The sequence below is a fragment of the Bacteroides sp. HF-4919 genome (assembly GCF_018860125.1).
On sequence record NZ_JAHKNF010000001.1, the window covers coordinates 387,079 to 398,818 of the forward strand.

The following is an 11,740-nucleotide window of genomic DNA, read 5'->3' on the forward strand; positions in this document are numbered from 1 at the left end:
TTTTATTTCCATGGCGCATTATTTGTTTTCCACAACTCTTCTAATATTTGTCTTTCTCTCACCGTATCCATCGACTGCCAAAAACCATCATGTTTATAAGCGGAAAGCTCCCCACTCCTGACCAAGTGTTCCAGCGGGTCTTTTTCAAACACAGTAGCATCACTTTCTATATAATCAAATATTTCCGGTTCTAACACAAAAAATCCTCCGTTGATACGTCCATCTTCCAATTGCGGTTTTTCTTTAAAACTTGTCACCATTTGATTCCCATCAATTCTCAGTTCACCAAACCGCGCAGTGGGATGTACGGCCGAAAGAGTCGCTACTTTACCACAACGCCTGTGAAAAGTCAGCAAAGCATCCAGATCTATATCAGACAAACCATCTCCATAAGTCACCATAAAAGTTTCTTTTCCAATGATTTTTTCTAATCTTTTTATTCTCCCACCCGTCATTGTATCTAGCCCAGTATCTACCAATGTAACTTTCCAATTACGATTTTGCTTATTGATATACTTTATTTCACCAGTGGACAGATTCACTTCAAAATCATTATTCAACGCATAATAGTTCAAAAAGAATTCTTTGATGACCTGCGCTTTATATCCTAAAGCCAACACAAAATCATTATAACCGAATTTTGCATACCAATTCATGATGTGCCATAAAATGGGATACTCGCCAATTTCAACCATCGGCTTAGGGACACGAGTGCTATATTCCGCAATTCTCGTCCCCTTACCCCCTGCTAAGATTACTACCTTCATACTTACTGATTTAATTTATTCCAATCAAACACAATAGGAGATTCCTCCATCGGAATGTTCTCTTGCTCTATCGGATCGTGTGGTATATTAGCTAGATTCAATAATAAGCTATCTGCCTGATCCATCCCTTTAAATCCCATCCAAACATTCGGAGGAACCGTCAATCGGCAATAATGCTTCAAGGGCGATAACGCAACTTCCATAAATTGACCATACGATTTTGATTCTCTCCTATCGTCATACAATACAAAATGAATTTCACCTCGAATACAAATCAAATTCAGTGTCATCCTGAAATGCCGTTTCCACGCCTTAATCGTTTCCGGCTTGATGGTTGAAAAATAGGCTTCGCCGAAACCTTCATAACCCACCTCCATGTTTTTTAAAGCATGAAAAATATCTCCTTTGGGGTGATACATTTTTTTCAAAGGAGTAATTAAAACACCTTCAATCATCTCGCCCATTTTATCCCTTTATTATGCGCTACCTGCGTATATTCATTAATTTGTTGTTGCGTATACTCAAGCATATCTATTGGATTTTTATAATAATTATAATACCAGTTACCCGTAAAGTGCAACAATTGTTTATAATCCAAGGCCGAATGCCATTTTAAATAAAAAAGAGCCTTGTCACAATTCAACTTCAAAAGGCCGGCTTCGTGAAATTTCACCTGATCAGTAATGGTATACGCCTCCATAGGAGATGTATATTTCCAGCAAACGCTCAAATCTTCTAATAGTTCTTTCACCGTTTTGCTCACTTCAGCTTTAGGGCCGAAGTTAAAGCTTTCTCCATTGAGTGAACTGTCTTCCAAAAGCGCAGCTCCTACATTCAAATAGCCACTCAAGGGCTCCAGCACATGTTGCCACGGACGTGTAGCAAAAGGACTTCTAATCTCTACAATCTTATTTTCAGACCAAGAGCGCATACAGTCCGGAACAATCCGATCCAACGCCCAGTCGCCTCCTCCAATCACATTTCCCGCCCTCACCGAAACAATCCGAACGTTGGACCGCTCACTTTTAAAAAAGGAGTGATAATACGACTTAAAGACCAATTCAGCCGCGCCCTTAGAGCCACTATAAATATCCTTTCCCCCCAATGCATCCGTCTCTTTATATCCATACACCCATTCCACATTGTCGTAACATTTATCACTTGTGATAATCACTGCCACACAAGGAAAATTAAGCTGCCGTAAAGCTTCCAACACATTCATTGTACCAACTATATTCGTTGTCAGAGTCTCTCTCGGATTAGCATATGATTTAGAAACAATAGCTTGAGCCGCCAAATGAAAGACAAAATCAGGCTTTACTTCTCTAATCACTTCCGAAAGAGCATCATAATCCCTTATATCCATCTGATAATGATGAATTTTCTCTTCTAATTTTAACACTTCAAACATGGAAGGCGAAGTGGGAATGTCACACGAGATACCATATACATCAGCCCCCAAAGCGTGTAGCCAAGTAGTTAACCAAGTCCCTTTGAATCCGGTATGCCCCGTAATCAAAACTTTCTTACCAGAGTAACTTTTCTCTAACAAATTCATATCTATATAACTTTTACTAATTTATAAACATATTCTCTCAATGGTCGGGAGGTTAACAAGCACGCCAAAAAGCTAAGCGCAAAGACCACACACATAATCAACACATTAGTGCCCAATGCTATATAATTTTTCTCGTAAACCATCAAATACCTCGCCGAAAAGCATAGAAACACACAGAAACAGAGAGGCAGACCATAATTTTTAAGTAACTCTAAAGACAAATGGCATATTCTCTCCCGCATCACTTTATATACAAAAAAGCAAGAACAGACACCCGATAAAATCATGGCAACTACTTTCCAAAACACAAATGCACCCAAACCATAAGCATTGACAGTAAACAAGATACCGATCCAAAAGACTAACGGGGTCAGCATACTCAAGACATACAAACAATTCACTCTTTCACGACTGATTAAATAAGGGTTGCTTGGATAAGAAATGAAAGCCAGTATATTGGCAAAAACAATAATTTCGACCAAAAAAACAGAACTGTCATACTCCTTGCCAACCCATGAAATAATAAAAGCTTTCGCAAGCATGCTGACTATGATAATGGGCAACGTAGCCAAAGGAAAAAGAAGATTCACAATATGTTTGTAGAAAGAATTTAATCCATTTATATCCCTCAAACCTATAAAATGATTAAATCGGGATATAAAAGGAGCATATAGAGCTCCTAAAAAAGTCCGAAACATGGTAAGCACCGCCAAAGCAATAGCATAGACAGCTACCTGCTTTGCCCCTAAGAGGCGGGATATAGCCAACTGATCTATTTCATAATAAAACACCCAACCAACGGTGAGCACCAAGCTTACAAACGCAACTCGTTTGACCTTATTAAAAACAGACCTGTTAAATCGGAAAAATCGCCTGAACTCACTCCATGAATAACTATAACGCCTCTTTACATCTCCAATTCCATAAAGAGCCACAAACGCACCAATTATTTGATATACAAGAAAATATTCCACTACCATATATTTCCCATTTGAAAAGAAACAAAGGGCGGATAATATTCTCAACACATTTCCGATAATAACGATTCGTTGAAATTTATAATCCTCAAGTCTGATAGCATAAATTAAAACAAGAATCCTTTGACAAGCATATATAGGGAAAGAAAAGGCTAATATAAATATCAACAAGGTCGCTATGCGAACATCCCGATGGGCTTGCAAATCTGTTATCATCCAATTGGGATGCAATCCAATTAAAAATAACAATACGGAAATCAGACCTAAAAAAAGAAATAGAATAAAGGCAGTAAAAGAAATGATAGACATTTCTCCTGTTCTATCTCCCTTTGCATAAGACTCCGCAGCATATTTTTGACCTGCGCTTAAAAATCCAACATCGGCATAATTATAGAATATGGTTAGAGAGATACAAATAGAATAAATTCCATATAATATTTTATTCGATGATAAAAAAGGAACAACAATGAATACGGACAATAGACCGAGGATGATAGATAATATCTGCCATCCATAGATAAACAAATACCCTTTAGTATACGACTCTCTCATCAAAAATTGTACCTATAAAAAGAACCGGATTTTTCCTCTTCCGAATATGCGGTAATATTCAACGCATAATCATGATAATTAAAATCGGAAATTGGAGTCATGAAATTTTCACCATAATTTGCAATTAAATATTCTTCCGTATTTTCAGGAACATAAAATGTTCGCCCCAAAAAGGTGATTTTTTTCAGATTTGTAAAAGGCGAATCTACCCGTTCCACCTTTACAGGTATGCTTGCCCCCCTTACATTATAATCTTTTTCACTAAAGAACAGAGGATTATATGTAATTGCTACTCCAGTTTCCACTTCATAGAAATTAATATCAATGCAAGTTCCATGATATTCAAATCTATATTCGGCGCTATCAGGAGCATCAGGATTACCATACGTTATGATAGATAGTAATTTTAGTCCGGCATCTGCCAACCATTCCTTTACTCCTTCCCTATCTTTCCAATACATACCTATATCTAAATCATTATCATGTGTTATGAAATCATGATCTCTGTATGCTCCCAGCAAAGTGCCATAATTCAACCAAAAAACGCATTCATGCCTGGTCAAAACATCATCCACCAAAAATAGCAACTCTTTATTACCACCGTTAAACAGCCGGTTCTGCCTCCTTTTATAAACTTTTAATAGAGTATGAGAATAGACCGGATAAAGCAAATTCTTCAAACCTAATGCTCTAACAAAGCTCTTCAATAATAAAATCATATTCATAGCCATTCTTTCTTTATTACTTTTATGTGTCACTTAGAACACACTATCTATTTTAGTCAGAAATTATAAAAGCTCACCCAAAGCCGCAATCAGCCTATCATTATCTTCTTGATTACGAATGGCCAAACGGATGTATTGCTTCCCGCCAAAAGCTTTTTTAGGGCTACAGTCTTTTATTAATATATTATATTTTTCAAGTAATAAGGTCGTCAACTCAGAGGAAGCATATTTACTCGTAACCTCACACAGAAAATAATTAGCTTGCGAAGGGATGACACGCAAAAATGCAATTTTCAGGAGTTCCCGATAAAAACGTTTTCGTTCCTGAGCAAAATTCAAACAAGCTTGTTTGTAAGCCGATTCATATTTCCCTGAAATCTGCATATAAAACTCCGCGAAAGAATTAATATTCCAAATAGATAAATCGCGTTTTATTTTCTCCAATAATACACCATTGCCAGTGGCTAAAACCCCTAAACGCAGTCCGGGCACACCATAAGATTTTGAGATACTTTTTACCACAACCAGATTAGGGAAAGCTCCCAAAATTTCATTACTTAGCATGGTATTGCAAATATTCTCCTCAGTAAAATCAACAAAGGATTCATCCAAAACCAACGTTATTCCCTTTTCATTCGCCCAATCAGCCAAGGATAGCACATCTGCTTTGGAGATGTAATTGCCCGAAGGATTATCTGGATTTATCAACAAGAGAGTAGATAAATCTTGATTGGAAAAATAGTTTTTTAAATCGAGTGCCGTATACGAGAAATCCGGATTGGAAGGTGTATACACAATGGTTTCTTTCTTGTTATACCGATTAGGATACTCCTCAAAAGTAGGATAAACCATTCCGATGTGACCATCCAGATGATCCATCAGACTTTTTATCAATTCAGCAGCCCCATTCCCCACGCAGACGTATGTCGGCTTTAAATTGAAAAACTTACCGATTAATAAATTATTAATAGACATTCCCGAAGGATATTCTGTGAGCAGAATATCAAAATTAGCTTTTAACTCTTCCTTCATCTTTTCCGGAGGAAAAAACGGATTGACCAAATAGCAATAATCCAGCAAATCAGGAAATCTCCAATAGCCGCCATATCGTTTCTGATAGAGAGACAACCGCTTTCCGGGTGCAGCAAAAAGCACTTCAGCAATATCCAAATCTTGAATATCATCAATCTCATACCATTTTTGTCCACTCAAAGGAATAGCCTTCAAATCACAATTATCCAATAAAGTGATGACACGAAGCACTTGCTCGTAATATTCATTGTTTCCCAAGGCTTTCGTATACGCTTCCAAAAAAGGCACGTATTGGGTAGACAAAAAGTCTTTGCTAAATTTATAGACATTAACCGTTTTATAATAAGAGCAAACATCTTCGTAGCTAAAATCCTTTTTAGGAATAAAGTTCACAATGTTGTGTTCTTCATCCAATCTGACCATTGTTCCATCCATCCACGTTTCATATTTATCCACCAGCGCCGCATTGGGATAAGCACTGTCCATGAGCAGATGCAACAAAGTATCATCAAAAATAAGATCCGACTCCAGCAAAAGCGTATCATCCCGTCTCAGCTCGTCTTTCACCAAGGAGAGCGAATAGATATTGTTTGTTTTATCGTAAATCGGATTTTCAACATACTCAATAGGCATCCCATTGAACACATCACCAATGTGTTCTTTTAGCTGTGCACCCTTGTAGCCGATCACTAAAATCACTTTGTTTAACGTCAAGGAGGATAGTTGTTTCAACACTCGGTCGATCAACATAATGCCATCCACCCGAACCATGCATTTTGTGTTATTTTGAGTCAAATCGCCTAAGCGTTTGCCCATTCCTGCTGCTAATATTACTGCTTGCATTTTATATTAAATAGTGGGTTATAAAGTCAGCAAAGACTTCATTAAGTTCACTCCATTTATACTACATTCGGTCTCCGTTGTAGTAAGATAGGCATATTTATAGTCTTCATATTTCCGATCATTCACCTGAATTTCCTCATTCAGCGTCCAATCATTATCAAGGAAATAGTAACAAGCCCCCAATGCTTCGGCAAAAACAAGGATCAAATGATGATAGTTCCAATTCATCGACTTGATCTCCGGCATCGAAACAAAGACAACTGGCTTATTGTATAACACCGAAAAAGAGACGGAGGTAGAAAAATGCATAATTACCAGCTTAGCATTTTTCACCAATTCATTGGTCACCCCCCAATATACAGTCCGATGATTAAAATAATCGTGTGTCTTATACTTTATCGCTTTAGGATGGGCAGCTATGACCACTTTCATTCCATTACGCTGTTCCAATCGGTTAAAAAACTCATTCAAGTTTCTATAATATCCCTTCGGATCAATATCTAAAAAACCATTTATTTTCGCATCTGGATGAAAAGGCAAATATTGATCTATAAAAACCATATAGCTTTCTTTTTCCAACATCGGCTTTTCTTCACTACCCGACATAGAAAAATGTTCATAGTCAATTGAGTTAAGTTTTGAAAAAGCAGTGCCTTCATCGAATTTATACTCATTTAATACGGCCTTAGAGCCCGTATAATAAATTACATCACAAGGTTTGATGATGGAAGTCTTATTCTTAATATAGTTGCATATCAAATTTCCAAAAGCATAATACAACTTCTTAAAATTGCAAATTTTCAATAGTTGAATTACCTTCTCTCTTGAAGAACGATTAGTAGTTGGGAGAAATCCAGTTATACAACAACCTAATCTGCAATCATATTTCGATAATAAATAAAAGCACCTGAACGTCTTACAAAAAAAAGACATGAATGGAATAAACAAAGTAGTACTTTTATCTTGAGACTTTATATACTTAGCCAATTCTTTATAGCTCCGAATAACAGATATATTAATTGGTTCATTTGTAGAATTTCCTCCGCTTTCTCCTATAGTGATTGATGATACATCCCAATATTCGATAGATATACCCGATTTAATTAAGTAATCAATTGAAAAAAAGAGAGAGACATTTTGCCCATACGGAGCATACCTAAGTATTACTATTTTGCTTATCATTTTGTTGCAACAGTTCATAAACATCCAATTTCAGGATTAGTTATTCACAAATCATTCATGCTCTTTACAAGAACACATTCAAATCTAAAGAAGCAAACTTCAACGAATAAGAATAATGATTAACTAAAAATTCCCAATAAGTAATAAGCAATCGATCTCCCACTTTTTTCAAAGAGGGATACGAGAAGGAATTTTTTTCATTCGCAGACTCTTCCAATATAAATTCTTCGTTCCAAGAGTCTCCCTCATCCAAACTGAGTGAAATACTTAATCGATTTCTCATATCCACATCACAATTATTATGAACCGCCAACAACTCCCCATGTTTCAGTGAGATTAAATGCGCAGGAGAATCTGAAGAAGGTAGAGACGACCGAACAGGACCTTTCACTAATTTCCCATTATGGTCGAAATAGGCAAAATATTGAAAACCTAAGTCAGTCCTCATAGACATTAAGACCTTATCAGAAGAAAGTTCTACTATTGTAGGTTCTAATCCACCATACTTTGACTCGTCAATAACAACCTGATCCGATTTATCCCATGAGTTCCCTTCATCGTCAGAATATAAATAGAAGCATTTAGATTTATCTTCCAAAGTAGCAGGGGATTTATCGAAAAAGCAAACGGGAATATACAAACGACTTTCATTAGAATAAACAACAGCGCCATTTACAACCACACAATAACCTAAAGGCATCTGTATACATTCCGGTTTTCCCCATTTATAACCATCAGTCATAATCATTCTATAAACTTGTAAATCAGTATCACTGTTTTTTATCAGGAAATAAAGATGAATTTTCTGATTCACTTCAATCAGCGATACACTCATCACATTTTGAAGCCCTATGTTCCCACAAATAATGGTAGGAACAGACCACGTTCTACCATGATCTCGGCTCAATGCTCCTACAATACAGGAAGGAGCAATGTCCGCATATCCTTCAAAACGGGTAAAAGCGCATAGAAGCGTACCGTCTTCCAATTCAATACAATCCCCCTCTGTATTTCGTGGATAAGGATCGGAGCCAATAGCTACGTAAGACGAAATAACTGGCTCCATTTTCATCTTTACACTCTCAGAATCATCTCTACCACAGCTAAGCAACATAACAGTGGCTATAATATACAATATTTTATTCATACACACAAATAATTAGTAAGCGTCCAAAACATGGTATACCCCTTTCAGGCGAGTGCCTACTGGCACTCGTCACTTGTCTTGGATATTAAGTTTTAAATTGTTTTCACTAATTCGTTAGACCTATTGTCATGGGAAGCAGGTTCTCATAATCCGTTCGACCCTTCCGGATCTCCGTCATGTACTTACAGAAGAATGATCGGAAGCTAATTCCCGCCTGCTTGCAGGTTTCAATAAAGGTATTGTAAACTGCCGATCGTAAAGCACCTTTCGTACTACAGAAGAATAAACTGTTTTTCCTCTGCACGGTCAAGGGGCGTATCGCCCGTTCGGCGGCAAGATTATCGATTGTATATTCCCCGTCTTTGCGATAAGCAAAAAGCTACTCCCAAAACTTATGAAGATAATTCAAAACGGTTCGCATTAAATCACTCATCTCTTCTTCAAGTAATGCAAGCAAATCATAAAGCTCACTGCGTAAACACTCCACAATTCGATTCGTGTAAGCATCGTTACGTTTTCCCTTAGTCCGGGTTGCCGTCAATTTATCTCGGCGGTAGTCATCTTCACGTTTATAAAGTTTGGCAATCTGCTCCAAGAAGAAACGGGCTTTCTCGCAGCCTTGATTATAGGCATCCTTGAACTTATTCCGCGCATGGGCAAGGCAGCATAAATGTTCCACCTCCATCAGTTCGTCATCAAGATACATATAGACATTATAACCGTCGCTCTGCAAAGACTTGATTTGAGCATCGCTCGGAAAATCTTTCAGCACGCTACGACCACGACCGCCCTCATGTTTATTGCCCTGCTCATCCAGGCAATCTTCATAGAAAAAGATCACAATACCCGCTTTCTTGTTCACAAGGCACCACATGTAGGTTTTCTTATGACCGAAGTGAGTTTGGTAACGACACCAGGTCCCATCAACATTCACATTCGAACCCCGTTCCAAAGTGATGCTCTTCAAGGCGGGAATCTGCTTGTTGAGGTGGACAGCGCCCTTATCTGCCCAATTGGACAGATTCTGCCAGTAGGTATTCCAGTCCATGGCAGGCAGCTGGTTCTTGAACTCACGGTAGTCAGGAGAACACATCTGGTAACGGTTGAACAGAAGGTAGGATAACAAAGAGGCCGTGATATGAGTGCCCGAAACGACTTCGTCATACAGGAGGGACTGGGCATCATCATCGCAAGGAAAATATACCTGTTTCTGTTGAAGTATGCTATACATCTTTTGGGGAAGCGTTAATAATTGATTCTGCATACATCAAATCATAGATATCATCTATATCTATAGATTCGGATTTTTGCATTACATACTTCACTTTTCTCTCCATATTTGACAAGCCTTTTTCTTTCAATGAATTTACATTTATTACATAAATGGCTCCATTATATTCATAGTACTTTTTCATATCCTGCCTCCTTCCGGCAAGATTATTAAATAACAAATCTAAATACCCTGATTCGTCCTCCCTACATAAAACAGCCGCGGCATGTGATTCTTTAACAGAAACTACCATATCAATCTGGTCACTATATAAAGACATGGCTTCCAATACATTTTTCACTTGACGTAATGGAGAAGTTGGCTGCAACAAAACAACGACATCATAACTGTAACCAATGCTCTCATAATAAGATATAGCATGTAATAACACTTCATTAGTAGTAGAAAAATCTGTTGCCAGTTCAGATGGCCTAAGAAAAGGTACTTTTAAACCATATTGTTCTACTATCTTCTTTATTTTCTCATCATCTGTAGAGACGCATATATCTTGATCTGATACGATTTTTTTGGCTAATTCAATACTATAAACAATTAAAGGTTTTCCTGCCAATTCAATAATATTCTTACCTGGCAACCCTTTGCTACCTCCCCTGGCGGGAATTAAAAACAGTGTTCTCATTTTATTCACATATGCTTTACTAACTCTTGCGCTTTTTTATAATCTTCATGTTTACCTATATCAATCCAATAGCCGGTTATAGGATAACGGACTACTTTCAGGTTATTATGAATCAACAGTTCCATAAAGTCCGTGGCATTATAAAAACAATTATCAGGTATCATATCCAGCAAACTCTTTTTTATCAGATAAATTCCGGCATTCGCATAATAGTTATAAGTCGGTTTTTCTTTGACCCCATGAATATTACGCCCTTCCAATTCAAAAATTCCATAGGGTACAGAAATAGAATAAGGAACGGCAGCCACGGACATATCAGCATCGTGCTCTTTAAAATGGAGATAGAAATCTTCATAATCTATATTGGTAAACAAGTCTGAGTTCATGACTAAAACCGTGTCATGACAGAAAGGATATACAAATTTGATTGAACCGATAGTACCCAAATAGCGAGGTTCACGGACACATTTGACCTGTATCCCATCACACGGTTCCTTGAAATGATCCTCCAATTGCTCCCCCAGGTAATTCACGGTAACCGAAATATGTTCCACTCCATAAGAAATCAGGCGGTCTACGTTATAATCAATAATGGCTTTATTACCGACATGAAGTAACGGTTTAGGAATTGTCTCTGTTAACGGACGAAGCCGCTCTCCTTTTCCACCCGCCATTAACACAGCATCTACAGGAAGAATGGATTTCCGTTTCTTTAGGTTAATAACCTTTAGAATCATCTTCTTGTCATCCACACAGGGAATCAAAAATATACCACGTTTTTTATACTCTTTTATCATTGAGGGAGGGGAATCCTCCGTTATAAATAAGAAAGACCGAGTCATTGCGCCGCAAACACAGTCTTTTATCTCACCTCCGCCAATCAGATAGCGGCGAATATCGCCATCAGTTAATGTCCCGACCATCTGGTCAAATTCATTCATAACAAAAAGGACAAGCACATCGTGAGATAAATCATTCAAAGCAACCAACGCTTCGCGGATAGTTGCCGTATGAGGAATTAAATATTTGGAATAATCAGACATTGTA

The 11,740-nt window shown here is 37.6% G+C and carries 10 protein-coding genes and 1 pseudogene; all 11 read right to left on the reverse strand.

The window, feature by feature from the left end:
- Positions 1-2: 2 nt before the first annotated feature.
- Positions 3-767, reverse strand: a complete 765-nt coding sequence (gene rfbF, locus KO473_RS01695; RefSeq protein ID WP_005819674.1) for a glucose-1-phosphate cytidylyltransferase — start codon at positions 765-767, stop codon at positions 3-5.
- A 2-nt stretch (positions 768-769) separates the two neighbouring features.
- Positions 770-1,231: a dTDP-4-dehydrorhamnose 3,5-epimerase family protein gene (locus KO473_RS01700; RefSeq protein WP_005819672.1), complete on the reverse strand. Its 462-nt coding sequence runs from the start codon at positions 1,229-1,231 to the stop codon at positions 770-772.
- Positions 1,219-2,325, reverse strand: coding sequence for a CDP-glucose 4,6-dehydratase (rfbG, locus tag KO473_RS01705; protein WP_005819670.1), 1,107 nt, complete (start codon positions 2,323-2,325; stop codon positions 1,219-1,221). Before rfbG ends, KO473_RS01700 begins: the two co-directional genes overlap by 13 nt.
- 2 nt (positions 2,326-2,327) lie before the next feature.
- Entirely contained in the window at positions 2,328-3,854 is a 1,527-nt protein-coding gene (locus KO473_RS01710) for a lipopolysaccharide biosynthesis protein (protein WP_005819668.1), read from the reverse strand.
- Positions 3,854-4,579 (reverse strand): LicD family protein, encoded by a 726-nt coding sequence (locus KO473_RS01715; RefSeq protein ID WP_005819666.1) that lies wholly within the window; start codon positions 4,577-4,579, stop codon positions 3,854-3,856. The genes KO473_RS01710 and KO473_RS01715 overlap by 1 nt, the downstream gene beginning before the upstream one ends.
- Positions 4,580-4,642: 63 nt before the next feature.
- Positions 4,643-6,454: an aminotransferase class I/II-fold pyridoxal phosphate-dependent enzyme gene (locus tag KO473_RS01720; RefSeq protein ID WP_005819664.1), complete on the reverse strand. Its 1,812-nt coding sequence runs from the start codon at positions 6,452-6,454 to the stop codon at positions 4,643-4,645.
- Between the two features lie 18 nt (positions 6,455-6,472).
- A complete protein-coding gene (locus tag KO473_RS01725; protein ID WP_147346478.1) occupies positions 6,473-7,015 on the reverse strand; it encodes a hypothetical protein in 543 nt (180 codons plus the stop codon).
- Between the two features lie 685 nt (positions 7,016-7,700).
- Complete coding sequence (locus KO473_RS01730; RefSeq protein WP_005819660.1) at positions 7,701-8,783, reverse strand: sialidase family protein; 1,083 nt, start codon at positions 8,781-8,783, stop codon at positions 7,701-7,703.
- 106 nt (positions 8,784-8,889) lie between these two features.
- Positions 8,890-10,047 (reverse strand): annotated as a pseudogene (locus KO473_RS01735) (transposase).
- Positions 10,007-10,693: a cytidylyltransferase domain-containing protein gene (locus KO473_RS01740; protein WP_005819656.1), complete on the reverse strand. Its 687-nt coding sequence runs from the start codon at positions 10,691-10,693 to the stop codon at positions 10,007-10,009. Before KO473_RS01740 ends, KO473_RS01735 begins: the two are co-directional and overlap by 41 nt.
- 5 nt (positions 10,694-10,698) lie before the next feature.
- Complete coding sequence (locus KO473_RS01745; RefSeq protein WP_005819654.1) at positions 10,699-11,736, reverse strand: nucleotidyltransferase family protein; 1,038 nt, start codon at positions 11,734-11,736, stop codon at positions 10,699-10,701.
- Positions 11,737-11,740: the final 4 nt, after the last annotated feature.

What these genes read in the sequence shown, in the direction of transcription:
- KO473_RS01730 (WP_005819660.1), bottom strand. Translation starts at nt 8,783, where the DNA reads ATGAATAAAATATTGTATATTATAGCCACTGTTATGTTGCTTAGCTGT.
- rfbF (WP_005819674.1), bottom strand. Translation starts at nt 767, where the DNA reads ATGAAGGTAGTAATCTTAGCAGGGGGTAAGGGGACGAGAATTGCGGAA.
- KO473_RS01715 (WP_005819666.1), bottom strand. Translation starts at nt 4,579, where the DNA reads ATGAATATGATTTTATTATTGAAGAGCTTTGTTAGAGCATTAGGTTTG.
- KO473_RS01700 (WP_005819672.1), bottom strand. Translation starts at nt 1,231, where the DNA reads ATGGGCGAGATGATTGAAGGTGTTTTAATTACTCCTTTGAAAAAAATG.
- KO473_RS01745 (WP_005819654.1), bottom strand. Translation starts at nt 11,736, where the DNA reads ATGTCTGATTATTCCAAATATTTAATTCCTCATACGGCAACTATCCGC.
- KO473_RS01725 (WP_147346478.1), bottom strand. Translation starts at nt 7,015, where the DNA reads ATGGTTTTTATAGATCAATATTTGCCTTTTCATCCAGATGCGAAAATA.
- rfbG (WP_005819670.1), bottom strand. Translation starts at nt 2,325, where the DNA reads ATGAATTTGTTAGAGAAAAGTTACTCTGGTAAGAAAGTTTTGATTACG.
- KO473_RS01740 (WP_005819656.1), bottom strand. Translation starts at nt 10,693, where the DNA reads ATGAGAACACTGTTTTTAATTCCCGCCAGGGGAGGTAGCAAAGGGTTG.
- KO473_RS01720 (WP_005819664.1), bottom strand. Translation starts at nt 6,454, where the DNA reads ATGCAAGCAGTAATATTAGCAGCAGGAATGGGCAAACGCTTAGGCGAT.
- KO473_RS01710 (WP_005819668.1), bottom strand. Translation starts at nt 3,854, where the DNA reads ATGAGAGAGTCGTATACTAAAGGGTATTTGTTTATCTATGGATGGCAG.